Origin of the sequence: Maricaulis salignorans, from assembly GCF_900103475.1 — a bacterium.
GTDB lineage: Bacteria > Pseudomonadota > Alphaproteobacteria > Caulobacterales > Maricaulaceae > Maricaulis > Maricaulis salignorans.
The window spans coordinates 84870-108181 of the sequence record NZ_FNHG01000002.1 but is presented as its reverse complement, the minus strand read 5'-3'; the positions used below and the strand labels follow the sequence as shown (position 1 = coordinate 108181).

Sequence of the window (23312 nt, the reverse complement as noted above, 5' to 3'; positions counted from 1 at the left end):
TCATCGTTCTGGCGAAAACAAAAAAAGAGCCCCGGTCCTCGACCGGGGCTCTTTTTGCTTTGGGGCTAGACCTCCAGTCCGAGGTAAAGCGCGGTGAAGCCGATCGAATCGACCAGGGCGTGGGCGATGATCAGCGGCCAGAGATTGCGCTTGTAGAGAAGGTAGAGGGTGCCGATCGCAATGCCGATTGCGGCAATCGTCAGCAGGCCCCGCAGTCCCTGGTAATAGAAGTGCACGGCGCCAAACATCAGCGCTGGCAGGATGACCATCAGCAGTGGACGCAAGGCGGAGGCCGGGAGGATGCCCTCGACGCGGCGCATCAGATAGCCGCGGAAGAAGATTTCCTCGCCAAAGCCGCCGCTGACGATGCCCAACCCCAGCCACATCAGATAGCGCGGCAGATTGCCGGTGGTGCCGGCAAACCGGTCTTCGACGCCGGAGGGCGTGGCATTCATGTCCCAGAGCCCTATTGCCTCACCACCAAGCCCGACGACAGCGCCGGCACCCATGATGGCGATCATGCCGAGCAAGACCTGCGGCAGGAACCAGAGCTTTGACTTCAGCCCCGGCAATCCGCGAAGGCCGAAATCGGACCAGGTTTCGGAGCGCAGGCGGGCCATGAGGGCGATGAAGGCGATGGTGCAGGCCATCGACATCGGTCCGGCAAAGCGCCAGGCGATCGGGTCGAACAGCATTTTCGTCAGGATCAGGCAGGCAATGGCCGCGCCGAGCTCGAGGGCGAGAAAGCGGGGTTTGTGAGGTGCGTAGATAGGCATTTGGGGACCGTTGGACCTAGGGGTTGATGGGGCCGCTGAATTGCGGGTCGGCTTGCTTGTCCCATCAGGCGTGATTTCAATCTTGAACGATTGTGCGGCCGATCGCGGCGCCCTGGGTGACGCTGCGTTTCCAGCGAAACGGGCTCAGCCCGTGGGCCGCCTTGAAATGGCGCGTCATATGGCTCTGATCATTGAAGCCGCAGGCCAGGGCTGTCTGGGCGATGCATTCGCCGCGGTGGATGCGCTCGCGGGCCGCATCGAGCCGACGCATCACCAGATAGCGATAGGGGCTGGTGCCATGCAGACGGCGAAAATCGCGCGAGAGCTGCCAGCGATCCTGTCCGGCGACCTGTTCCAGATCATCCATGGAAACGGCTTCATCGAGATGGTCGTGGATATAGCTGCGGGCGCGCTCGGTGGCGCGGGCATCGAGTTCGCTGCCCGACGGTGTGTGTCCGGCGGCGCCATGCAGTGCGATGGCGATGTCGAACAGGCCGTCGGCTGCGCGCAGGGGATCGAGTGGTTCATCCAGATCGGCCAGCACCGTACTGACCGCCTGTTTCAGGGCGGGGTTGTCCGATTGACCGCCTTCGATGAAGGGCAGGGCCTGTGCGGGCAGGATGTCGCCGATCGCGCTGGGGCGGATGGTCAGGGCGCGATAGGCGAAGCCTTCGCTCGTGCCGGCATGGCCGTCGTGCAATTCGTCCGGATGCAGCACGACCAGCTCGCCTGCCAGGGATTGGCGGGCTGCGCCGCGATAATTGAAGCACTGCACGCCGCGCGTCGTCAGACCGAGCGTGTAGACGTCATGGCGATGTGGCGAGAAGGCCGTATGGCCGATGCAGGCCCTGAATCGCGTGATCGCAGTCTTGTTCTGTATGCCGGGCATGCCGGGTCCGCCTCAAATCCGTTACCCCCCTATGATGCGCGGGCAGGCAGATTGGATGCAGGCATGCCGGTGTTTACGGCCACTTCGCCTCGGGCGGCATGGAGGACAGGATCGACTTCACATTGCCGCCGGTCTCGAGGCCGAACTTTGTGCCGCGGTCATAGAGCAGGTTGAACTCGGCATAGCGCCCGCGGCGGATCAGTTGTTCCTCGCGCTCATCGGCACTCCAGGGCGTTGCCATACGGCGGCGCACCAGCTGCGGATAGATTTCGAGGAAGGCCAGGCCGACATCCTTGGTAAAGGCGAAATCGGCATCCCAGTCACCGGTGTCGTGACGGTCGTAGAAGATACCGCCAATACCGCGCGGTTCATTGCGGTGCGGCAGGAAGAAATATTCTTCACACCATTTCTTGAAACGGGCGTGGAAATCGGCCCCATGCTTGTCGCAGGCCGTCTGGCAGGCGGCGTGAAAATCGACGGCGTCCTGATGATCCTGATGGCGGTAGCGGTCGAGCACCGGGGTCAGGTCCATGCCGCCGCCAAACCAGCCCTTTGTCGTCGTGATGAAGCGCGTATTCATGTGAACCGCTGGCACATGCGGATTCCACATGTGGGCGATCAGGGAAATGCCCGAGGCCCAAAAGCGCGGATCTTCGCTGGCGCCGGGGATCTGGGCGCGAAACTGTTCGGAGAATTCGCCATGTACGGCCGAGACGTGGACGCCGACCTTCTCGAACAGGCGGCCCTTCATGATCGAGGTGACGCCGCCGCCTTGATCGGTGGAGCCGTCGCCGCGCGACCAGGCCTCGCGCACAAAGCGTCCAGGCTGGCCGGGATAGAGCTCGCCCGTAGCTTCGTCTTCGAGGCGTTCAAATTCGGCGCAGATCAAATCGCGCAATTGCTCGAACCAGGTACGCGCCTTGGTGCGGCGGGAGTCGAGCGCTTCAGGAGTAGGTGTGTTTGTCGTCATCATGACGCCATCAATACGGCGCTTGCCGCGAAGGGCAAGGTCGCGGGCCATTCGCGGCCCGCGACAACTCGTAGCGGTTTAACCCGCTTTGCGTTGGCCACTCTGGCCCGGACGGCGACCGCCCGGCTTGCGTGAGCCGGTTGCAGTCACGGTCTGGCCTTGTGGACGACCACCGCGGCGTTGTCCGCCACCGCCGCCGCCACGATTGCCGCCACCGGGTTTCTTGATCGGCTTTGGAATGTGCAGGGCGGCGCCCTCGGCCGTGAGATACTTGCCGATCAGGTTTTCGATCTCGCGCAGCATGGTGCGCTCGTCCGGTTCCACAAGGGCAATGGCAATGCCATCGGTGCCGGCGCGTGCGGTGCGGCCGATGCGGTGGACATAGACCTCGGCCACGGTCGGCATTTCATAGTTCACGACATGGGTGATGCCGTCGACATCAATGCCGCGGGCGGCAATATCGGTCGCGACCAGGATATTGACCGAACCATTCTTGAAGTTGGCGAGGGTCTTTTCCCGCTGGTTCTGGCTCTTGTTGCCGTGGATGGCGGCAGCGCGCAGGCCGTCTTTCTCCAGGTTCTGGACGACACGGTCGGCGCCGCGCTTGGTGCGCGTGAAGACGATGGCGAGTTTGACTTCCGGAGCTTTCAGGATGTCGCGCAGCGCATTGCGCTTGGCGGAGGCATCCATCAGCATCACTTCCTGCTGGATACGCTCGATCGGCTTGGATTGCGGCGCCACGCTGACTTCTGCCGGATTGTCGAGGAAATCGCTGGCCAGCTTGCGGATCTGGGCCGGCATGGTGGCGGAGAACAGCATGGTCTGGCGGGTCTTGCGCAGCTTCGACATGATCTGGCGGATTGCCGGCATGAAGCCGAGATCCATCATCTGGTCGGCTTCGTCGAGGATCACCGTCTTGACGCCGTCAAGGCGCAGCGCGCCGGTCGAGACATGGTCGAGCAGGCGGCCGGGCGTGGCGACGAGAATGTCGACGCCGCCTTCAAGGCGCTTGATCTGCGGGCGAGGCTTCACGCCGCCGACAACCACACAATGGGTCAGCTTCATGAATTTGGCATAGTCGCGGATCGAGTCATCGATCTGGGCGGCCAGCTCACGCGTTGGCGCCAGGATGAGGGCGCGGCAATTACGTGGATTGGGGCGCTCATTGGCTTGTGCCAGGCGCGTCAGCAATGGCAGCACAAAGGCGGCGGTCTTGCCGGTACCGGTCTGGGCGATACCGATCAGGTCGCGCCCTTCGAGCAGGGTAGGGATGGCTTTCGCCTGAATGGGGGTAGGGGTTTCATAACCAGCGGCCGTAATGGCGCGCAGGACGGGTTCGGCCAGGCCGAGATCTGCAAATTGGGTCAAATGGACACTCATATTGAGGCGTGCGCACGGAAAAGTCCGCACGCTGCACCGAATAAATTTTAAAAGAAGCTTGCGTAGGTCAGCCGCTCGGCGATGCTCCTGCGACACCAACCATCAACTGGCAAATGTCCGGGGGCGCTGATGGCGGTCGGAAGCGAATAAGCAGCCGTCTGCCGGTATTCCCTGCGCGCCTTGACTCACCTTGGCGTCTACGCGTGGAGCGCAGGCAGGGGGAGATGGTCACATGTTGCACTGCAGCGCAAGGCATAATTGATGCGGCAGCGCGGGCAATGCTTGCAGAACTGCGGGTTCCGCTCTAGCGCAATTGCCGGCTGGCTTCCGCCAGCGCGATCGCCGCCGTGACCGTCACATTGAGCGATCTCATTCCTTCGCGAATCGGAATGCGCAATCGCTCGTCAGCTGATTCGTGCACGTTTTCCGGCACGCCGGCGCTCTCGCGACCGAAAAGCAGGCGGTCATCTGCAGAAAAATCGAAGTCCCAGATTTCTCCCGCGCCGGCGGTTGTGAACAGGACGAGACGCCCGCGGGCGGCTTCTGCACTATTTTGATATGCAGTCCAGGAGGCGTGCCGGGTGGGTGAAATTGCCGCACCATAATCCATCGCAGCGGCGCGAATTTTCTTGTCTGTTAAGGGGAATGCGCAGGGCTCGACGATGTCCATACCCGCACCGAAGCAGGCGGCCACGCGCATGGCCGCCCCAAGATTTTGCGGAATATCAGGTTGAAAAAAAACGATCCGCATTTTAAGCCGCGCATTGGCCGGGGGTCGATTTCAGCATGTGGCATTGCGCCACGCACTGGTCAGCCAATCCGGCATTAGGTTATACGGCGTCAAAGCCCGCTTGGGCGAAGACGTCAAGTTATCTGGGGCAGGGGGCCGCATTCGCGTGACCCCCGTTTAAGAAAAGAGAAGAGGTCGGCTCGTGACGGAACAGAACGGCGCGCTCGGTGAACATGGTCAGGAACCATCTCGCCGCGACTTCATCTACATCGCGGCGACAGGCGCTGCCGCGATTGGCGGCGGCCTGGCAATCTGGCCATTCATCGATCAGATGAACCCGGCAGCGGACACGCTCGCCCTTGGTTCGATCCGGGTTGATGTGTCGACCGTGACCGATGGAACAGAGATTACGGTGATGTGGCGCGGCGGCCCGGTCTTTATCCGCCACCGCACCCAGGCGATGATTGACGAAGCCCGCGCTGTGCCACTTGGCGATCTGCCTGATGAAGCTTCGCGCAATCTCAATGCCGGCATGGAAAATGCCTCGGCGGCCGATGAGAATCGCGTCCTGCGGCCGGAGTATCTGATCGTCAAAGGCAATTGCACCCATCTCGGCTGCGTCCCGCTCGGGATTGGCGCTGATACCGGTGATTATGATGGCTGGTACTGCCCGTGCCATGGCTCGCACTATGACGCCTCGGCACGTATTCGCCGCGGGCCGGCCCCGGAGAACCTGCCGGTTCCCGACTATTACTTTGAATCGGAAACGACCGTGAAGATCGGTCTGTCGCCTGACGAAGCTGCACAATCTGGGTGGGTTGCATCATGAGCGGTCCTTCGACCTATGAGCCGAAAACCGGTTTCACGCGCTGGATGGACCAGCGCCTTCCAATCATTCGCCTCGGCTATGACAGTTTTGTCGATTTCCCGACGCCGCGGAATCTGAACTATTGGTGGACGTTTGGCGGGATCCTCGCGATCTTCCTCGTCATCCAGATCATTTCCGGCATCGTGCTGGCCATGCATTATGTGCCGCATGAGAGCATGGCTTTCGAAAGCCTCGAGCGGATCCGCCGTGACGTGAAGTTTGGCTGGCTGATCCAGTCCATGCACGCCAATGGCGCCAGCTTCTTCTTCGTCGCGGTCTATATCCACATGTTCCGGGGCCTGTATTACGGCTCCTACAAGGCACCGCGCGAAATCCTCTGGATTCTCGGCGTCGTCATTTATCTGCTGATGATGGCGACCGGCTTTATGGGCTACGTGCTGCCTTGGGGCCAGATGTCCTATTGGGGTGCGATGGTGATCACCAATCTGATCGGCGCGCTGCCCTTCATCGGTGATGCGATCCGCGAATGGCTGTGGGGTGGTTTCTCCGTCGGCCAGGCCACGCTGAGCCGCTTCTTCTCGCTGCACTATCTGCTGCCCTTCGTGATCGCGGCCGTCGTCGCCCTGCACATCTGGGCGCTGCACGTTCCCGGCAATGGCAATCCGGTCGGTATCGAGCCGAAGAGCAAGAAAGACACGCTGCCCTTCCACCCGTTCTACACGGTGAAGGATGGCTTCGCGATCATCGTCTATCTGATCGTCTTCGCGGCTTTCGTCTTCTTCCTGCCAAACGTTCTGGGCCATGCCGACAACTTCATCCCGGCTGATCCGCTTTCGACCCCGGCTCACATCGTTCCGGAATGGTATTACCTGCCCTTCTACGCGATCCTGCGGGCGATCACCTTCGATATTGGTCCGATCGACGCCAAGCTTGGCGGTGTGATCGCGATGTTCGGTGCGATCCTGATCCTCTTTGTCCTGCCCTGGCTCGACACGTCGAAGGTTCGGTCCATGCGCTTCCGTCCGGTGACGCGGGTGTTCTTCATCCTCTTCGTCCTGGCCTGTCTCGGCCTGGGCTGGTGCGGTGCGAAAAACCCTGACGATCTCGTCTTCGCGATCGGCCATGATGCCGAAGGCGTGGCGACGGGCTTCAAGTTTGTCTGGTTCGCGCAGCTGCTGACATTCTATTATTTCGCCTACTTCCTCATCGTTCTGCCGGTGATGGGACTTATCGAGAAGCCGCTGGACCGTCCTGCTTCAATCGAAGCGGCTGTCCTCGGCACGGCCAAGGCATAGGGGAGCGATGACCATGAAGATGACCCGCATTTTCGTCGCTGCCCTGGCAGCTCTTGGCCTTTCCGGTCTTGCCTGGGCGGCGAGTTCCGGCCAGCGTGCGCCCGAGCATCATCACTGGCACAATGCCGGCCCGTTCGGCACATTTGACCGCGAAGCGGTCCAGCGCGGCCTGCAGATTTACCAGGAAGTCTGCGCCAGCTGTCACTCGCTCGATCTGATCAAATTCCGCAATCTCGGCGAGACCGGTGGTCCGTTCGAGAGCGCTGAATTCCCGAATGCGAATGACAATCCGATCGTGATGCAAATCGCGGCTGGCTATATGATTGAAGATGGTCCGGACGATGCCGGTGACATGTTCGAGCGTCCCGGCCTGCCGAGCGATGCTTTCCCGTCACCCTTCGCCAATCCGCAACAGGCTCGCGGCTCCAATGGTGGCGCCCTGCCGCCGGACCTGTCGCTGATCGTCAAGGCCCGCAGCCATGGCGCCGATTATGTGCGCTCCCTGTTGCTCGGCTATGACGAGGAAGTGCCCGAGGATGTGCATGTGGCCGCTGGCCAGCATTACAATCCCTACTTCCCGGGTGGCTTGCTGGCGATGGCGTCGCCGCTCTCGGAGGGTATTGTTACCTATTCTGACGGCACTGAAGCGACGATGGAACAGATGTCGGAAGACATCGTCACCTTCCTCACCTGGGCCGCCGATCCTCACATGGAAGCGCGCAAGCAGATGGGCGTGATGGTGTTGCTCTACCTCTTCATCTTCGCGATCCTCGTCTACATCGCCTACCGCCAGATCTGGGCGAATGTGAAGCATTGATCGCGCAATACGCGGTATGAATTGGGGCTGCGGACGTGAGTTCGCAGCCCTTTTTCGTTTTCTGGCAGGGGAGATCAATCGATGACCCAATGGACACTCGGCATTATTGGTGGTTCCGGCCTGTATGAGCTCGATGGCCTTGCCAATATCCGGCGCGAGGCCACCACGACGCCCTGGGGCGAACCGTCTGACCTGCTGACCTTTGGTGAGCTGCATGGCGTGCCGCTGGTCTTTCTGCCCCGCCATGGGCAAGGTCACCGCCTGCCCCCATCGAACATTCCCTACCGCGCCAATATCGCGGCGCTGAAACAGGCGGGTTGCACCGACATCCTCTCGATCTCTGCCTGTGGCTCCCTGCGCGAAGACTTGCCGCCGGGGCATTTCGTGATGGTCGATCAGTATGTCGACCGCACTGAGGGGCGCGAGAGGAGCTTTTTCGGTCCGGGTTGTGTCGCACACGTGCCGATGGCCAAACCGGTCTGTAGCCGCCTCTCACGGCTCGCGGCGGAGGCTGGAATGGCAGCCGGTATCGCGCTGACACCGCGTGGCACCTATCTGGCGATGGAAGGGCCGCAATTCTCCACCCGCGCCGAGAGCGAACTCTACCGGCAATGGGGCATGGATGTGATCGGCATGACGAATATGCCCGAGGCCCGCCTCGCCCGTGAAGCCGAGCTGCCCTATGCCTCGATTGCCATGGTCACCGATTATGATTGCTGGCGCGACGACACGCACAGTGTCGACGTCGCGCTCGTGCTCGAAGTGATGCGCGCCAACACCGTCAAGGCGAAACGATTGCTCGACGGCCTGACCGCGACGCTCGCCGGGCAGACGAGGGTGCCCGGTCCGGACGGGATCGAAGCCGTGCTTGACAGTGCCATCATTACCCCGCCCGGGGCACGCGATCCGGCGATGGTCGCGCGGCTCGCGGTTATCGCCGGGCGGGTGTTCGCCTAGTGGGGCCTCTGGCGCCGCGTTGGCGGGTGGCTGGGCCCGGGGAAACGCCGGCCAGAAGCCAACAAGCCTTTTCCCTGATCCTGCCCTCGTCCATAAAGATGGCTGTTGTGTTCGGGAGTGTGCGATGTTGATTTTTGTGATGGCCCTGCTGGTTCAGGGTGATGTGCCGGTTCTCGGTGCGCCCAATGCGCGTCCGGCGTTCGAATGCGCCGAGCATGTCACCGATGCGCGTGCGCGCCGGTCCTGCCTGAGCGCGCTGGCAAGTGCAGCGGCGGACGACCTTCGGGCAGCCCATGAAGCGGCCCGCCAGGAGGCGCGCGAATCCGATCTCGATTCAGGCAACCTGTTCAACGCGGAAGCCAGCCTCGACCAGGCCCAGGCCAGCTGGACCCGGTATCGCGATGCCGAATGTGTCCGGCGCGGATCGCTGATGTTCATCAGTGACTCCTCGCGTGAGGAAATGATCCTCGATTGTCAGATCAGTCTTGATCGGGCGCGGGCCGCGGAATTGCTGGAGCACTGAAGATGGACCGCCCCGTCCTGCATATCGGCAATAAGCAGCTTTCAAGCTGGTCGCTCCGGCCCTGGCTGGCTCTGCGCAAGGCCGGGATTGCGTTCGATGAGCACATGATCCCGCTCGATCGGCCGGAATCGCGCGCGGCGCTCGAGGCGGCCTCGCCCGGCGGCACCGTGCCTGTGCTCGAGACCGGCGGCGTGGCGATCTGGGATTCGCTGGCGATTTGCGAATGGGCAGCGGAACGCAACCCGATACTCTGGCCGGCCGATCCGGACATTCGCGGACAGGCCCGCTCGGTCACCGCAGCGATGCATAGTGGCTACTCTGCCCTGCGCAATGCCTGCCCGATGGATCTGCGCCGGACAGCAGCACCGGTCACGCTCGATGATGCGGTCCGCAGGGATGTCGTCGCAATCCAGGCGGTCTGGGCCGCGGTGCGCCGCAGCGGCGACGGGCCTTTCCTGTTCGGGCGCTGGAGCATTGCCGACGCCTTCTACACCCCGGTCGCGGCCCGCTTCCACCATTTCGCCATCGAGCTGGATCCGGCGTCGCAAGCCTATTGCGATACGCTTCTGGCCGATGAAGACTATCGCGACTGGTTCGACGCGGCGCAGCGTGAAGACCTGCTGCCGCCTGGCCACTCACACGCCTGACCCTTGAGGGGAACCGACTTGATCGATCTCAAAGCCGCCATTCGCACCATTCCGGATTATCCCAAGCCGGGTGTCATGTTTCGCGACGTGACGACCTTGATCGGCGATCCGCGCGCTTTTCGCATCGCGATAGACCAGATGGTCCAGCCCTGGGCGGGGGCCAAGATTGACCAGGTCGCGGGTACCGAGGCCCGCGGGTTTATCCTGGGCGGCGCCGTGGCTCACCAGCTATCGGTCGGCTTCGTGCCGGTCCGAAAGAAGGGCAAATTGCCCTGGCGGACGCTGTCGGAGGAGTATGAGCTGGAATACGGGACCGATACGATCGAGATCCATAGCGATGCTGTGCGCGAGGGCGATCGTGTCTTGCTGGTGGATGACCTGATCGCCACCGGCGGCACGGCGGAAGCTTCGATCAAGCTTCTGCAGCGGGCGGGTGCGACAGTCGTCGGTGCCACTTTCATCATCGACTTGCCCGAACTGGGCGGTGCCAAGCGGATCGAGGCGCTGGGCGTGCCGGTTTCCAGTCTGGTATCCTACGAAGGGCATTGAGGGCAAAAGAGCTTTCGCTGGCAGGGCTATTTCCATGACAACACCATCCGGCCGTTTCGCCACAACGCCAGAGCCGCCCTATTATGCGGTTATCTTCACCAGCCTGCTGGCCGAGAATGATGAGGGCTATGGCGCCATGGCCGACGCGATGTACGCGCTCGCCCTGGAACAGCCCGGCTGTCTGAGCGCAGAAAGTGCCCGCGATGCGGACAGGGTGGGGATTACGGTGTCCTACTGGCGCGACGAGGAGAGCATCGCGGCCTGGAAGGGACTCGCCCGGCATCTGGTCGCCCAGAAAGTGGGCATTGAGCGCTGGTATACGCACTACGAATTACGGGTGGCCAAAGTCGAGCGCGCCTATTCGGGCCCCGAGGGGCGCTCTGTTGATTGAAGCCGCGCGCGTCTGAGCGACCGCCGCCCAGAATTCACTTTCTTCACGCCTGCGCTCGCTGCTAGCATCCCCGCAATTCAAACGGGGAAACACTACCATGTTCATCGGTCACTACGCGCCGGCCTTTCTTGGCAAGCGCATCGCCAAAACTGTTCCGCTCTGGGTTCTGTTCGCTGCGGTCCAGCTGGTCGATATCGCCTGGGGTGTCTTCATCGCGACCGGCATCGAGCATGTCCGCATCATTGAGGGGTTCACGGCGTCGAACAGTCTCGATCTCTACGACATGCCCTGGACGCATAGCCTGGTGATGGCGCTGGTCTGGTCTCTCGGTGCCGGCTGGCTGTGGAGTCTGGTCGCGCGCAGGGAGAAGACGCTCGGCGGGCTTATCGTCGGCGCGGCCGTGTTTTCACACTGGCTGACCGATCTGATCGTGCACGTGCCTGACCTGCTGCTCTATCCCGGCTCCGACATCAAATTCGGTTTCGGCCTGTGGAATAATTTCCCGGTCGCGATGGGGCTGGAGCTGGCGCTGTTTCTTGGTGCGATGGCGGTCTATCTGACCGGCACGCGCGCGAAGGGCATGGCCGGCCGCATCTGGCCACTGGTGGCTACCGCCCTGATGCTGGGGCTCTTCTATCTGGGAATGACCACCCCGCCGCCAGAGGATCTGACCCTGGCCGGATCCTCGGCAGTGGTGATGTATCTGCTGATCTGCGCCATCGCAGCCGGTTTCGACCTGACGCGCGCGGCAAAATAGCAAAGGGCCGTCCCGATCCCGGGATCGGAGCGGCCCTTCTCAAGCGGCGATACCTCTAGCGGCTGGTGATCAGTTCCCGCACATCGTCAGCCAACGCCGTCAACGAGGCGTCGTTGAGATAGACCATGTGGCCACCGTCATAGTAGCGCATATGCACCCGGTCCTGCACAAAGCCGGGCTGGTTGAACATCAGCTCCGCACCCATGAACGGAGTGGCCAAATCGTAATAGCCTTGGGCGACCAGCACTTGCAGGTCAGAGTTTTGCCGCATGGCACGAGCAATCCACGGACCGGTATTGATGTAGCTGTTATTGCCCATCCGACCGGTATCCCAGTTCCAGTCCCCGACATCGCCGAGGGTGGCATAGGGCTGGGTCAGATCGACCCCAAGGGTGCGTCCGAAATAGTCCTGCATCGCGGCGGTATATCCGCCATCAATGCCATAGAAGCTCGGATCCGCATCGGGCCGTTCGCCGACACCATCAATCTCGACCCCGGTATAGCGGGCATCGAAGCGACCGACTGAAAGGCCCTGGTCGCGCAGCAGTTCGCGCTGGAACCGGCTGAGCGAGACGCGCAGATTGGCACGCTGGAGATAGATCGCGGGCAGGCCGATAAACTGAGCCAATTCGCTGGCGATCTGTGCCTGAGCTTCGGCTGACAGCGAGACGCCATACATCAGCGCGGGCATGTAGTCTTCAATGGCAAATGTGCGCGCATCGGCGAGGAATGTTTCGATGTCATTATTCCAGGCGGAGCGGTCGATACGGTTGTGATGCCAGGCGGCCGCCGCGTAGCCGGGCATCAAGGCGACATAACCGACATCATTGCCGTCCGACGTGTCGTTATAGCGGAAGTCCAGAACGGTCGAGATCAACACGACGCCGTTGATGGCGACGTCGGTGTAGCCGCCTTCCAGCTGGTTCAGCAGGGCGCCAACACGCGTTGTGCCATAGCTCTCGCCGAGCAGGTATTTCGGGGAGTTCCAGCGTTGATGCTCCGACAGCCAGATGCGGATGAACTGGTCCAGGCTTGCGGCGTCCTCGTTCACGCCCCAGAATTCAGAGCCTTCATGCTCGCCGAGTGGGCGGCTCCAGCCTGTGCCGACCGGGTCGATAAATACTAGATCAGCCACATCCAGAATGGAGCGGGTGTTCTCAACGATGTCATAGGGCGCGGCGCCGTCGTCGCCGGCATCCGGGAGAACCAGGTGCTGAGGCCCGAATACGCCCAAATGGAGCCAGAGGCTGGCCGAGCCCGGGCCGCCATTGAAGACGAAGGCCACCGGGCGGGTGCGAGGATCGCTGGTGCCGTCCGCGATGTAGGTTGTGGCAAAAATCGAGGCCGTCGGATTGCCGTCACTATCACGCAGATAGGTTTCACCGGCCGTTGCCGTATAACGCACGCGCTGCCCGTTGACCGTCACTTGGCCGCGGGTTTCATAGCTGCGCGGCCCGGGAATTGGCGCGGCCTCCTCGGCGATTGCGCCGACGGAAATCATGGCGAGGCTGAGCGTGGCGACTAGTGTGCGGATCATCGTGTTTCCCTCCAATAATTCTACGGCGGTCTAAAGCTCCGCGGGCCGGAGGGAAAGTTACAGATTGGTTGGCTGGAAAATCGCTTTGGCGCGCGTGAGGGGCAGGGGGTGTCGCTGAGCTTCGCGGTGGTCATGTATTTCGTGATCTGCGCCATCGCAGCCGGATTCGACCTGACCCGCGCGGCAAAATAGCAAAAGGCCGCCCCGATCCCGGGATCGGAGCGGCTCTTCTCAAGCGGCGATGCCTCTAGCGGTTGGTGATCAACTCGCGGATATCCGATGAGAAATCGACCAGCGAAGGCTGGTGGATATACATCATGTGACCGGCTTCATAGTATTTGAAGTGGACCCGGTCCTGATCGAATCCGGGCTGGTTGAACATCAGCTCGGCGGCGAAGAATGGCGTCGCCAGATCGTAATGTCCCTGGGCGACGAGCACCTGAAGGTCGGAGTTCTGACGCATCGCGCGGGCGATCCAGGGCGCGACATTGATATAGCTGTTGCCGCCCGACTGGCCGACGTCCCAGTTCCAGCCGCGAACACCGCCGATCGAGGAATAATACTCTGTGATATCAACGCCGAGTGTGCGGGTGAAATAATCCAGCATGGATGCGGTATAGCTGCCATCAATGCCGTAAAAGCTCGGATCCTGTTCCGGGCTGTCGCCGACGCCGTCGACTTCCTGTCCGGTATAGCGGCTGTCGAGACGTCCGACCGAGAGGCCCTGGTCGCGCAGCAATTCGCGTTGGAAGCGGCGCAGCGAGACACGCAGATTGGCGCGTTCGAGGAAGCTCTCCGACAGGCCGGTGAATTGCGAAAGTTCGCTCACAATGCGGGCCTTGCGCTCGGCCGGCAGGGTGACGCCATGCATCAGGGCCGGCATGTATTCTTCGATGGCAAAAGTGCGAGCGGCGTCCAGGAAGTCGTTGATATCATTATTCCAGGCCGAACGGTCGACGCGGCCATGATACCAGGCGGTGGCGGCAAAGCCGGGCATCAGACCGACATAACCGACATCATTGCCGTCAGATGTGTCGTCAAAGCGAAAATCGAGCACGGTGGAAATCAGTGCCACGCCATTGATCGAGACGTCGGTGAAGCCGCCTTCGAGCTGGTTGAGCAGGGCGCCGATACGCAGGGTGCCATAGCTTTCGCCGAGCAGGAATTTCGGTGAGTTCCAGCGCTGGTGTTCGCTCAGCCACATGCGCATGAAAGCGGCGAGACTTTCGGCGTCTTCGTCGACGCCCCAGAACTCGCTGCCCTCATGATCGCCAAGCGGGCGGCTCCAGCCGGTGCCAACCGGATCGACGAAAACGAGATCGGCAACATCCAGAATTGAATAGACATTTTCGACCACATCATAGGGTGCGGCGCCGTCATCCTGGACGTCGGGGAGGACCAGGCGTTGCGGTCCGAACACGCCCATATGCAGCCAGAGACTGGCCGAGCCAGGCCCGCCATTGAAGACGAAAGCCACCGGCCGGGTGCGCGGATCGGTCGTCCCGTCAGCGATATAGGCGGTCGAGAAGATCGAGGCGGTCGGGTTGCCGTCATCGTCGAGCAGGTAGGTTTCACCGGCCGTCGCGGTATATCGCACACGTTGACCGTTAACCGTCACCTGGCCACGCGTTTCATAGCTGCGAGCCTCCGGGATGTTTGCCGTATCCTGGCCGAAGGCCGGAACGGACAGGCAGGCCAGACTCAATGCGGCGGCCAGGACTTTGATCATTGCACTTCCCCTTGTGAATTGTGCGCAGTCTAGGCCGCGCGGGCATGGAGACAAAGTTACGGTTTGGTTGGCTGTGAGCTAGCGCGGCTTCTCGACCAGCAGGGTCTTGGGCCGGCGTTCGCGGGCCGTCTTGAACAGCTGGAAACTCTGATTGACGAAATTCGTCACATCCGTGAGCGAGGCGATGAAGCTGAGCAGTTCGGGCGTGCGTTCCGCCTCGACCAGCCGCACCGGTGCCGACGGATCGGGTGTCTCGAAGCGGACGTAGAAGAGCGGGTCGCCGCGCTTCAGGATCAGGTCCTTCGACAGGTCATGCCATTCAAACGCCCACATGTGCTGGCGTGGCCAGACATCGATCGGGAAACGGCCGCACAGCATCACACCGGGGCGCTGCGCCGGCAGGTAGTGCAGGAAGGGCGGGAACTGGTTCACATAGACCGGATCGTCGGAGACGAAGACGAAGGGCGTTGCAATCTGCAGCATGGGCCGGCTTGGATGGCGCCATTCATTCTGTGGTGACAGGGCCATGATGGATTGCAGACCGGCAGGCCGGGTCGAGGCCATCGGGCCGTCGACATTGGTCATCTGAAGCTGGCCCTGGGCGTTTTGTTGCATGCGCAGATGCAGATCGATCGGACAATTGATCACGAAGTGACGGCGGTCGAACTCAACGGCCGCCGGGCAGACGGTCGCCGATTTCGAGGTCGTCGGCCTGGGGACATCGAAGCTGACCGGCTGCGGCGCGTCCCAGATCAGGCTCGCTTTCTCATCCTTGAACAGCCAGCCGATCTTGTAGCGGCGCCGGGTGCTGAACTCGGCATCTTGCTGCATTTGCCGGTAGAGTTTCACGAACATCCAGCTTCACCCCTTCTGAAACAGGCCGTCAGCCTAGGGCAAGCCTGCCGTCGAATCGACCGCCGATTCAGCTCATCCGGGCCGCGTCGCGAGATGGAATTACCGCCGCGTCCGCGCTATAGCCCGGCCATGAATTATCGTCACGCCTTCCACGCCGGAAATTTCGCCGATGTCGTCAAGCACGCCATCCTTGCGCTTTGCCTCGATCATCTCGGGTCCAAGGACAAACCCTATCGGGTGATCGACACCCATGCCGGGATCGGGGCCTATGACCTGACGTCCGACGAAGCGGCCCGCAGCCCGGAATGGGTTGACGGTATTGGCCGCATCCTCGGTGCCGACATGCCCGATGATGTCGCCGCAGCGCTCAAGCCCTATCTCGACCTGCTGGCCGAGATGAATCCCGGTGCCCTGACCGAATATCCCGGCTCGCCGGAAATCTCGGCCCGCATCGCCCGGCCAATGGACCGGATCCAGCTGTGTGAATTGCACGAGGCCGATTCCCGCACGCTGGAACGGCGCTATGCCCGCGACGGCCGCGTCAAGGTAGAGCATCGCGATGGCTACAAGGCGCTGACCGGTCTTGTGCCGCCCAAGGAGAAGCGTGGCCTGGTGCTGATCGACCCGCCCTTCGAGGATCGCGACGAGCTGGCGCATATGGCGGCGGCGGTCATGCCGGCGCTGAAGAAATGGCCCACCGGGACCTATATTTTCTGGCGCTCGCTGAAAAATCTCTGGGCCGCTGACCGGTTCGATAATGGTCTCACCGAATGGCTGATCACCGAACAGGGTTTCGAGCCGGAGAAAATCCTGCGCGCCGATCTGTGGATCCGTGACCTGGCCAGCGAAGGCAAATTGGCCGGTGCCGGTGTGATGATCATCAATCCGCCCTGGCAGCTGGAGGAAAAACTCCTCGCGCTTCTGCCCTGGCTGGCCGAGACCCTGGCCCAGGGCGATGGCTATGGCTGGCGCCTCGATGGCGGGCTGACCGAGGAAGATGTCGAAGAGGCCGACGCGGACTAGTCCTCCGGCGCCCGACCGGGGTTTCAAACGGATCTCGCCCGGACGCCCCGCCAATCGGCGGAGCTTCGCCGATTGCGACTATTCGGCTAGCGCAGCAGGCAGCGCATGAATCGCCAATCATGATGCAGCGCTTCCGGCACCTCGGCCCCGGGATAAGGCGGGATATCGAAGAAGCCCGCCGCTTCATACAGGCGATGAGCCGAGGTCATGAACGGGCCCGTGTCCAGCACCAGCTCCCGATAGCCGAAGGCGCGTGCGTCCTGCACCAGCCGATCCAGGACCTTTGCCCCCACGCCGCCGCCCCGGGCAGCTTCGGAGACATAGATGCGTTTGATCTCAGCCACGCCCTCGCTCACCTGGCGCAGCCCTCCCATGCCGATAGCGGTATTGCCGTCCAGAGCAAGGTAGAAGGCACCTTCTGGCGGCGTACCCTCGCACAGCTTGTCCAACGCAGAGTCGACATAGGCCGGGATGGTCGCGCCCAGCAGCCCTGCCAGCGACAGCGCGAAGCGTTCCTCCACCCCCGCAGCAACCCAGTTGAGATAGGCGACATTGAAGCGTGTGAGCACGTCTCGATGGCGCCCCAGATCGACTGGCTCGAACTGCACGTCCATAGGCTCTCCCCCTGACACTGCCGCGACAGGGTATTCACTGACCAAGGGTCGCTACAAGGCGCAATTCCATTTATGAGTTCCGGACCTGGCCAGCTTGGAAAAATCAATCATGCCGCACCCCTATCTCATTCTCGATGTCTTCACCGACCAGGCCTATTGCGGCAATCCGCTGGCGGTTGTGCTCGAGGCCGATGACCTCGACGATATCGCGATGCAGGTGATCGCGGCCGAGTTCAATCTGTCAGAGACGGTCTTCATAACCGAGCCGAAAGGCCAGGAGGCCGATTACGGCCTGCGCATTTTTACGCCGAAAAGCGAATTGCCCTTCGCCGGTCACCCGACCGTCGGTGCGGCTATTGCCCTGGCGCTGAAGGCCGGCGGTGAGCCCGGCAAGCGGCGGCGTTATGTGCTCGAGGAAACGGTCGGCGATGTCACCACCGACGCGCGCTATGCCAGCCCGGTACAGGGTTCGGCCCGATTCTTTGCGCCCAAACTGCCGGAATATGTCGGCGAGCTGCCTGAGCTCGACCCGATTGTCGAAGCGCTCGGCCTCAAGCCTGGCGATTTCCTGCAAACGGCGGTGCAGGGCGGTGTCTGGTCGGCCGGCGTGCCCTACGCCGTCGTGCCGGTCCGCTTTGCTGAAACCCTGGCCGATATCACCATCAATACGGCCGCCTTCGAGGACGCCTTTGGCGGTGAGACGCCCATCGCGGCCTTCGTCGTCGCCAAGGCCTCCTCGACCGAACACACGACCGATTGGCGCGTGCGCATGTTCGCGCCGCATCTCGGCATAGTGGAAGATCCGGCAACGGGCAGTGCCGCGGCAGCCTTCGCCGGTCTGATCGCCCAGCAGGGCGGGCTCGGCGAGGGCGATCATTCGATCAGCCTGTATCAGGGGCTGGAAATGGGGCGGCCGAGCCATATCCGCATGTTGCTGCGTATTGAAGGTGGCAAGCTGACCGAGCTCATGCTCGGCGGCGATGCGGTCAAGGTGGCCGAGGGCGTGCTGCTTTAGTCGAGCGGCCTGACCGTGAACACGTCGTCATCGAGCACGCGCGGGATGATGATGCGGATGAAATGCGTGGCATAGCGGCGCAGGAAGCGATCTCCCCCGTCCGGCTCGTTCGAGGAATGCGTGCGCAGCCGGATCAGCCCGCTGCCCGCGCGCGCATCCTTGGAGAAATAGGCGATCTTCTCGCCCGGCGATGCGGCCGTGATGGCCGCGGCCAGAACCGGTTCATAGGCCCGGGTGAGCGTCTTCTTGAGGAAACCCTCGCTCTGCATCAGGGCGCGGCGATCAATGTGCAGGACGCGCCTTTCGCTATTGCGGCGATTGCGGTGCCCGTCCTTGATCAGATTATTCTGGGCATCAATCTCGATCTGGGTAATCGGCTTGGCGGCGCTGACCTTGTTGCCGCCGGAGATTTTCGGTGCCGTGAGCCAGAGCCGGTAATCATCGACGGGCAGGCCGGTCTCGTCGACGGCTTCGACCACAATCTGGTAGAATTCATTGAACCGGCTTTTATTGGCATTGGCCCGCCCGAGAATGCGTTCGCGCAAGGCATCGGCTTCATCACCATCCTGGGCCAGCTTGCGCGTTTCATTGGACACGACCGTCCATTCCCCGGCGACCCGGGCATAGTCTGCCCCTGTTTCCACGCCCAGCGCGGCGAGGATCAATTCCGACAACTGGCTGGCGATCTGTGGGTCCTTCGACTCGCTCCATTTGCCGTCCGGGCGCAGGACGGTCAGATGATGCCGGTCGGGCAGGACGGCAAAGGGGGTCTCGTCGGGGCCGCGCCGGGTCCAGGGCGTCAGCCGGGGCTCGGTGAGAGAACCATTGGTGAAATCGACGGTCATCCCCTGTGGGTCAATATTGGCACTGGCGATCCGCACTGTGCCGTCCCAGGCCTCTTCGCCGAGGATCTGGGTGCCGGGGATCCGGCAGGCGCCGACGATCACGAAGGGGCGGGTCCCGTCTGTGGAGAAGGGGCTGGCGGTTTCGCCGTCGGGCGAGAGCCGGTCGACCAGGGCGATGTCCTGCTGCAGGCAGGAACCCAGTTCGAGGGCATGCAGGAATTCCGTCCCGGTCTGAAAGCCACGCTTCCAGCCCTTGATCACACGCGTCAGGAGCGAGCGTCCGAGCGTCGCCAGGGGTGAGCCGAAATTGGCCGGGGCCAGCATCAGGAGATTGTCGACGGGGCTGCCGCCCGAGGCATAGTTGTCGGCCAGCCATCGCCGGGCCACCAGCGCCCCGGTCGAGTGCACGACGAGGTGAAAGCGGGCCGGCAGGCGCCCGTCACCCTGCATTTCGGTGATGACGGCCTGCATGCGGCGCGCCGAATCCTCGACCCGCACATCATCGGACATTGAGGGGTAGCCGCCCAGGAAGAGGTCGGCGGTCTGATAGCCGTGGCCGGTCAGGAAATGCCCGACCTCGGCCATGGATTTGTCGGGCGCACTCCAACCATGGATCAACAGGACGTGTCCGGGCATGGCGAAACCTCGCATCCAATGAGGGCTTCGCTATAACACACCTTTAGCTTGTGTGCGAGGTCGCGGCGAGCTGTGGATTAGTAGTCGTCTTCGGCGCTGTCCCACCAGGGGTGCCAGTCGGGCAGATCGCTCGAGACCCTGAGCGGGAAATCCGGGGTGCGTTTTTCCAGGAAGGACATGACGCCCTCCTTCGCATCCGGGCCGATACCAGCCTGCAGAATACCGCGTGTTTCGACCCGGTGGGCCTCCATGGGGTGACTCGCGCCGAGCATGCGCCAGGCCATGCGTCGCATCAGGGCCACCGAGACCGGGGCACACCGGTCAACGATCTCGCTGGCGCGCTTGCGGGCTTCCGGCATCAGGTCGACCGCCGGGACGACCCGCGTCACCAGCCCGGATTCAAAGGCTTCCGCGGCGCTGAAGGTGCGGCCGCTCAGGCCCCAGTCCATCGCGGTTGAAATCCCCACCACGCGCGGCAGGAACCAGCTGGCACAGCCATCCCAGACAATGCCGCGCCTGGCGAAAGGATAAGCGAATTTCGCTTCGATCGAGGCCAGCCGGATATCCATCGGCAGGATCATCGTCGCCCCGATCCCGACCGAGGCGCCATTAATGGCGCCGATCACCGGTTTGAGACTGTCCCAGATGCGCAGATTGAGTTTGCCGCCGGCATCGCGCCATTTCGGATCGGTGTCGTCGAACGCGCCGCTCTGCTGCGACTGCCCGATTAGGTCAAAGGTCTCGGCGCCCATCGACAGGTCCGCGCCGGCACAAAAGGCGGGCGGTTCGCCGGTGACGATGACGGCGCGGACATCATCATCTGCATCGCTGGCATCGAAGGCGGCGATCAGCTCATCACCCATCTCATAGGTAAAGGCGTTGAGCCGGTGCGGCCGGTTCAGTGTGATGGTCGCGACATGGTCCTCGACCGCATAGGTGATGGTGTTGAATGCCATGCTGACGAATCCCCGTTTACAACCGGGCCCACGCTAGCAGACCCGCTGCGTGATGCCACCCGCCGGGTAGGGGTCAGGCCGGTGTGTCCGGCGCTGCTTCGTCCTCATCGCTATTGGCGAACAGGCGCCCGCGCTCGGTCACCAGCACGACGAGAATCGTCAGCCCGCCCATCGCCGCCTGGCCCATCACCAACGGCACGGGGGTGCCGTCATAGAGCTGGCCGATATAGGCGCCGGCGAGCGCCGCGAGGACACCGGTCATGAAGCCGTAGGCGGCCGACGCCGTGCCCGCGATATGGCCGACCGGCTCCATCGCCAGGGCGCTGAAATTGGCGCCGATCAGACCGAGCAGGGCCATGGCGGCTGCCAGCATGATGATGAAGACCAGCAGGTTGTCGACGCCCGCCATCAACATGCCGGCATGGGCGGCGCTGATGATGGTGAAGGCGATCAGGGCCCAGTGCGACAGGCGGCGCTGGCCCAGCCGCATCACGAGTTTGGAATTGGCATAGCTGGTCACACCCATGCCCAGGGCGATAGCGGCAAAGGCGAGGGGAAATCTATCGCCCAGTTCGAAATGTTCGGCGAAGATCTGCTCCGATGACCCCAGAAAGGCATAGAGCCCGCTGAAGAAGGCGGCGCCGGCCAGGGTATAGCCCAGGGTCAGGCGCGTCGTCATCGCCTCGGCAAAGGCGCGATAGGAATTGCCAAAGCCCAGCTTCTGGCGGAATTCCGGATGCAGGGTCTCCGGCATGCGGAAATGCAGCCAGACCATCAGGGCGAAGGCGAAGATCAGCAGGAAGCCGAATATGCCCTGCCATGGCAGGACAAAGAGGATGAGCTGCCCCAGGCTGGGGGCCAGCACCGGCACGGCCATGAAGACGGTCATCACCATCGACATCACTTCGGCCATCCGCCGGCCAGCGGTCAGGTCGCGGGCGATCGCCGTCGCGATGACACGGCAGGCTGCCGCCGCAGCGCCCTGAAGCACGCGCGCGGCCAGCAGCATCTCAAAGCTCTGGGACAGCATGCAGACCAGGGTCGCGACCAGGAAGAGGCCCAGCGCGCCCATGATGACGGGCTTGCGGCCATAGGCATCGGAGAGCGGGCCGTAGACGAGTTGTGCGCCGCCAAAACCGAGCAGATAGGCCGTGATGACGTATTGGCGGTCATTGCTGTGGGCGGTGCCCAGATCGGCGGCGATATTGCCGAGCGCCGGCAGCATCATGTCGATCGCCAGCGCGACCACCGCGGTCATAGCGACCAGCAAGGCGACCAGTTCGCCCAGCTTCATGCTGGCAGGTTCGGGCACAGGATTGGCTATCGATGACATTGGAGCCCCTCTCATGCATGTGCCCAAGCGGCAGACATGCGCAAGGATGGCGGCGGTTGCAAGGCACCAGCTGTGCTCGGGCCGCTCAGCCCCGGGCGGGATTGTAGAAAATATTGAGCTGGAAACTCTGGGCGATGCGCATTGCGCGGTCCATCAGGGCCTCGGTCGCCGCATCGCTGGCACCGATCTCGCCAAGCGTTTGCCGGAACAGGTTGAGCCAGCGCTGGAAGTGTTCCGGGGTGAGGCCTTTCAGCTTCATGTGCGCGGGCATCGGGCGTCCCGAATAACTGCCCTCCTGCAACATGACCGAACGCCAGAAGCTCTTCAGCTTCGCCAGGTGGGCATCCCACTGCGCTTCATCACCGATCTCGGCTTCGAAGATCGGCCCCAGCATGGGCTCCAGGCGGATATGGCCATAGAAACGGTCCACGAGATCGGAAATCAATGCCGCATCAACGGGACGATTCCCGGTCATCATCGGGGTGGCGTCCGGCATGGCTAGCCGAAGACCCGCCGCAGGATATCGGTGCCGCGACGCACCGGGTCCTGGCGGATGGCGCGCTCTTCCTGGCCGATATAATGGAAGACACCATCAATGGCCCGGTTGACGGCATGATCGGTCACCGAGTCGCGCAGGGAGCCGGTGGCGCTGCGATTGCCGAACAGGCTGCCGAGCAGATTCTGGCCGCCGGAGATTTGCGGCTCCACGGCATCGACGGCGCGATAGGCGCCCGATCCGGTCAGCGCGGTTTCCATCGAGGGGCGCAGCAGACCGGTCAGGCGGCTCTCGCTGCGGCCGCGCAGATAATCGGTTGCGGCCGTGTCGCCGCCGCGCACGATCGAGACGGCATCGCCGACCGTGATGGACTGGACCGCGTCATTGAAGATCCGTCCGGCCTCGGGCATCGCCGCTTCGGCCGAGCGATTGATGCGCAATTCCAGATCATCGACCGGGCCCGACATGCCGACGCGCCGTAGCTGGCTTTGCAGGCTGGCGATATTGCGCGGCAGGGGGATATGAACCGCCGGATCGGCAAAGAAACCGTCCGTCTGGCCCAGCCTGTTGGTCGCCAGGCGCGCAGCGGTATCGAGCGCGGCGCGAATGCCGGAACGGGCATCGCCCTGGCTCAGACGGCCATAGCCCTGCGCGAACGCTGCCGGGGCAAGGCTCAGGGCAAGGGTCGAGATGATAAACTGGCGTCGCAGCATGACAGTCCTCCTGAGCCTTGCATGGCAGAGCTCGCTTGAACCGGACTTGA

At 62.6% G+C, this 23312-nt stretch carries 25 protein-coding genes; 11 read left to right on the top strand and 14 right to left on the bottom strand.

Translation table 11 applies throughout. The annotated features are described in order from the left end of the window. Positions 1–65: 65 nt before the first annotated feature. The 5 genes from BLT42_RS02315 to BLT42_RS02295 all read right to left on the bottom strand — a co-directional run bounded on the left by BLT42_RS02315 (position 66) and on the right by BLT42_RS02295 (position 4766). Positions 66–776: a CPBP family intramembrane glutamic endopeptidase gene (locus BLT42_RS02315; RefSeq protein ID WP_091766193.1), complete on the bottom strand. Its 711-nt coding sequence runs from the start codon at positions 774–776 to the stop codon at positions 66–68. A gap of 76 nt (positions 777–852) precedes the next feature. Then, positions 853–1665, bottom strand: a complete 813-nt coding sequence (locus BLT42_RS02310; RefSeq protein WP_091766190.1) for a helix-turn-helix domain-containing protein — start codon at positions 1663–1665, stop codon at positions 853–855. A 73-nt stretch (positions 1666–1738) separates the two neighbouring features. Further along, positions 1739–2635 (bottom strand): oxygen-dependent coproporphyrinogen oxidase, encoded by an 897-nt coding sequence (gene hemF / locus BLT42_RS02305; RefSeq protein ID WP_091766867.1) that lies wholly within the window; start codon positions 2633–2635, stop codon positions 1739–1741. Between the two features lie 78 nt (positions 2636–2713). Next, positions 2714–4003, bottom strand: coding sequence for a DEAD/DEAH box helicase (locus BLT42_RS02300; RefSeq protein ID WP_091766864.1), 1290 nt, complete (start codon positions 4001–4003; stop codon positions 2714–2716). Between the two features lie 316 nt (positions 4004–4319). Beyond that, on the bottom strand, positions 4320–4766 hold the full coding sequence (locus BLT42_RS02295; protein ID WP_091766188.1) for a tRNA (cytidine(34)-2'-O)-methyltransferase: 447 nt from the start codon (positions 4764–4766) through the stop codon (positions 4320–4322). A gap of 181 nt (positions 4767–4947) precedes the next feature. On the opposite strand from BLT42_RS02295, the gene petA reads away from it, so the two are divergent. From petA to BLT42_RS02250, 9 genes are all read left to right on the top strand, one after another. Next, the gene (gene petA / locus BLT42_RS02290) at positions 4948–5574 is read left to right on the top strand and encodes a ubiquinol-cytochrome c reductase iron-sulfur subunit (RefSeq protein WP_091766185.1); all 627 of its coding nucleotides are present in this window, start codon (positions 4948–4950) and stop codon (positions 5572–5574) included. Beyond that, positions 5571–6869: a cytochrome b gene (locus tag BLT42_RS02285; protein ID WP_091766182.1), complete on the top strand. Its 1299-nt coding sequence runs from the start codon at positions 5571–5573 to the stop codon at positions 6867–6869. The genes petA and BLT42_RS02285 overlap by 4 nt, the downstream gene beginning before the upstream one ends. 13 nt (positions 6870–6882) lie before the next feature. Next, entirely contained in the window at positions 6883–7686 is an 804-nt protein-coding gene (locus BLT42_RS02280) for a cytochrome c1 (protein ID WP_091766179.1), read from the top strand. A gap of 81 nt (positions 7687–7767) precedes the next feature. After that, on the top strand, positions 7768–8643 hold the full coding sequence (locus tag BLT42_RS02275) for an S-methyl-5'-thioadenosine phosphorylase (RefSeq protein WP_091766176.1): 876 nt from the start codon (positions 7768–7770) through the stop codon (positions 8641–8643). 124 nt (positions 8644–8767) lie between these two features. Continuing rightward, complete coding sequence (locus BLT42_RS02270) at positions 8768–9166, top strand: lysozyme inhibitor LprI family protein (RefSeq protein WP_091766173.1); 399 nt, start codon at positions 8768–8770, stop codon at positions 9164–9166. Positions 9167–9168: 2 nt separating this feature from the next. Next, positions 9169–9813, top strand: a complete 645-nt coding sequence (locus BLT42_RS02265) for a glutathione S-transferase family protein (RefSeq protein WP_091766170.1) — start codon at positions 9169–9171, stop codon at positions 9811–9813. 21 nt (positions 9814–9834) lie between these two features. Further along, positions 9835–10362: an adenine phosphoribosyltransferase gene (locus BLT42_RS02260; protein ID WP_091766861.1), complete on the top strand. Its 528-nt coding sequence runs from the start codon at positions 9835–9837 to the stop codon at positions 10360–10362. A 34-nt stretch (positions 10363–10396) separates the two neighbouring features. Next, positions 10397–10753: an antibiotic biosynthesis monooxygenase family protein gene (locus tag BLT42_RS02255; protein WP_091766167.1), complete on the top strand. Its 357-nt coding sequence runs from the start codon at positions 10397–10399 to the stop codon at positions 10751–10753. Between the two features lie 97 nt (positions 10754–10850). Then, the gene (locus BLT42_RS02250) at positions 10851–11510 is read left to right on the top strand and encodes a hypothetical protein (protein ID WP_091766164.1); all 660 of its coding nucleotides are present in this window, start codon (positions 10851–10853) and stop codon (positions 11508–11510) included. Positions 11511–11565: 55 nt separating this feature from the next. On the opposite strand, the gene BLT42_RS02245 is transcribed toward BLT42_RS02250, so the two are convergent. The 3 genes from BLT42_RS02245 to BLT42_RS02235 form a co-directional block, all read right to left on the bottom strand. Continuing rightward, positions 11566–13047, bottom strand: a complete 1482-nt coding sequence (locus BLT42_RS02245; protein WP_091766161.1) for a S10 family peptidase — start codon at positions 13045–13047, stop codon at positions 11566–11568. 247 nt (positions 13048–13294) lie between these two features. After that, positions 13295–14776 (bottom strand): S10 family peptidase, encoded by a 1482-nt coding sequence (locus BLT42_RS02240; protein ID WP_091766159.1) that lies wholly within the window; start codon positions 14774–14776, stop codon positions 13295–13297. A gap of 78 nt (positions 14777–14854) precedes the next feature. Beyond that, complete coding sequence (locus BLT42_RS02235; protein ID WP_091766156.1) at positions 14855–15631, bottom strand: hypothetical protein; 777 nt, start codon at positions 15629–15631, stop codon at positions 14855–14857. A 93-nt stretch (positions 15632–15724) separates the two neighbouring features. Here BLT42_RS02235 and BLT42_RS02230 point away from each other — a divergent pair, with 93 nt between their 5' ends. After that, positions 15725–16654, top strand: a complete 930-nt coding sequence (locus BLT42_RS02230; RefSeq protein WP_233342261.1) for a 23S rRNA (adenine(2030)-N(6))-methyltransferase RlmJ — start codon at positions 15725–15727, stop codon at positions 16652–16654. An 86-nt stretch (positions 16655–16740) separates the two neighbouring features. On the opposite strand, the gene BLT42_RS02225 is transcribed toward BLT42_RS02230, so the two are convergent. Then, a complete protein-coding gene (locus tag BLT42_RS02225) occupies positions 16741–17268 on the bottom strand; it encodes a GNAT family N-acetyltransferase (protein WP_091766153.1) in 528 nt (175 codons plus the stop codon). A 94-nt stretch (positions 17269–17362) separates the two neighbouring features. Here BLT42_RS02225 and BLT42_RS02220 point away from each other — a divergent pair, with 94 nt between their 5' ends. Further along, positions 17363–18283 carry a PhzF family phenazine biosynthesis protein gene (locus tag BLT42_RS02220; RefSeq protein WP_143024016.1) on the top strand — a complete coding sequence of 307 codons (921 nt, stop codon included), beginning with the start codon at positions 17363–17365 and terminating at the stop codon, positions 18281–18283. Here BLT42_RS02220 and BLT42_RS02215 read toward each other — a convergent pair. The 5 genes from BLT42_RS02215 to BLT42_RS02195 form a co-directional block, all read right to left on the bottom strand. Next, on the bottom strand, positions 18280–19764 hold the full coding sequence (locus BLT42_RS02215; protein ID WP_143024015.1) for an esterase/lipase family protein: 1485 nt from the start codon (positions 19762–19764) through the stop codon (positions 18280–18282). The two genes, BLT42_RS02220 and BLT42_RS02215, sit on opposite strands and share 4 nt — an antisense overlap. Before the next feature lie 77 nt (positions 19765–19841). Then, positions 19842–20720, bottom strand: coding sequence for an enoyl-CoA hydratase-related protein (locus BLT42_RS02210; protein WP_091766143.1), 879 nt, complete (start codon positions 20718–20720; stop codon positions 19842–19844). Between the two features lie 73 nt (positions 20721–20793). Continuing rightward, entirely contained in the window at positions 20794–22053 is a 1260-nt protein-coding gene (locus BLT42_RS02205) for a multidrug effflux MFS transporter (RefSeq protein ID WP_233342260.1), read from the bottom strand. Positions 22054–22138: 85 nt separating this feature from the next. Beyond that, positions 22139–22549 (bottom strand): group III truncated hemoglobin, encoded by a 411-nt coding sequence (locus BLT42_RS02200; protein ID WP_091766137.1) that lies wholly within the window; start codon positions 22547–22549, stop codon positions 22139–22141. 2 nt (positions 22550–22551) lie between these two features. Then, a complete protein-coding gene (locus BLT42_RS02195; protein WP_091766134.1) occupies positions 22552–23262 on the bottom strand; it encodes a DUF4197 domain-containing protein in 711 nt (236 codons plus the stop codon). Positions 23263–23312 lie beyond the last annotated feature (50 nt).

Coding starts and splice junctions, on each gene's coding strand:
- BLT42_RS02315 (WP_091766193.1), bottom strand. CDS start 776: ATGCCTATCTACGCACCTCACAAACCCCGCTTTCTCGCCCTCGAGCTC.
- BLT42_RS02310 (WP_091766190.1), bottom strand. CDS start 1,665: ATGCCCGGCATACAGAACAAGACTGCGATCACGCGATTCAGGGCCTGC.
- hemF (WP_091766867.1), bottom strand. CDS start 2,635: ATGACGACAAACACACCTACTCCTGAAGCGCTCGACTCCCGCCGCACC.
- BLT42_RS02295 (WP_091766188.1), bottom strand. CDS start 4,766: ATGCGGATCGTTTTTTTTCAACCTGATATTCCGCAAAATCTTGGGGCG.
- BLT42_RS02285 (WP_091766182.1), top strand. CDS start 5,571: ATGAGCGGTCCTTCGACCTATGAGCCGAAAACCGGTTTCACGCGCTGG.
- BLT42_RS02280 (WP_091766179.1), top strand. CDS start 6,883: ATGAAGATGACCCGCATTTTCGTCGCTGCCCTGGCAGCTCTTGGCCTT.
- BLT42_RS02275 (WP_091766176.1), top strand. CDS start 7,768: ATGACCCAATGGACACTCGGCATTATTGGTGGTTCCGGCCTGTATGAG.
- BLT42_RS02270 (WP_091766173.1), top strand. CDS start 8,768: ATGTTGATTTTTGTGATGGCCCTGCTGGTTCAGGGTGATGTGCCGGTT.
- BLT42_RS02265 (WP_091766170.1), top strand. CDS start 9,169: ATGGACCGCCCCGTCCTGCATATCGGCAATAAGCAGCTTTCAAGCTGG.
- BLT42_RS02255 (WP_091766167.1), top strand. CDS start 10,397: ATGACAACACCATCCGGCCGTTTCGCCACAACGCCAGAGCCGCCCTAT.
- BLT42_RS02250 (WP_091766164.1), top strand. CDS start 10,851: ATGTTCATCGGTCACTACGCGCCGGCCTTTCTTGGCAAGCGCATCGCC.
- BLT42_RS02245 (WP_091766161.1), bottom strand. CDS start 13,047: ATGATCCGCACACTAGTCGCCACGCTCAGCCTCGCCATGATTTCCGTC.
- BLT42_RS02240 (WP_091766159.1), bottom strand. CDS start 14,776: ATGATCAAAGTCCTGGCCGCCGCATTGAGTCTGGCCTGCCTGTCCGTT.
- BLT42_RS02235 (WP_091766156.1), bottom strand. CDS start 15,631: ATGTTCGTGAAACTCTACCGGCAAATGCAGCAAGATGCCGAGTTCAGC.
- BLT42_RS02230 (WP_233342261.1), top strand. CDS start 15,725: ATGGAATTACCGCCGCGTCCGCGCTATAGCCCGGCCATGAATTATCGT.
- BLT42_RS02225 (WP_091766153.1), bottom strand. CDS start 17,268: ATGGACGTGCAGTTCGAGCCAGTCGATCTGGGGCGCCATCGAGACGTG.
- BLT42_RS02215 (WP_143024015.1), bottom strand. CDS start 19,764: ATGCCCGGACACGTCCTGTTGATCCATGGTTGGAGTGCGCCCGACAAA.
- BLT42_RS02210 (WP_091766143.1), bottom strand. CDS start 20,720: ATGGCATTCAACACCATCACCTATGCGGTCGAGGACCATGTCGCGACC.
- BLT42_RS02205 (WP_233342260.1), bottom strand. CDS start 22,053: ATGTCATCGATAGCCAATCCTGTGCCCGAACCTGCCAGCATGAAGCTG.
- BLT42_RS02200 (WP_091766137.1), bottom strand. CDS start 22,549: ATGCCGGACGCCACCCCGATGATGACCGGGAATCGTCCCGTTGATGCG.
- BLT42_RS02195 (WP_091766134.1), bottom strand. CDS start 23,262: ATGCTGCGACGCCAGTTTATCATCTCGACCCTTGCCCTGAGCCTTGCC.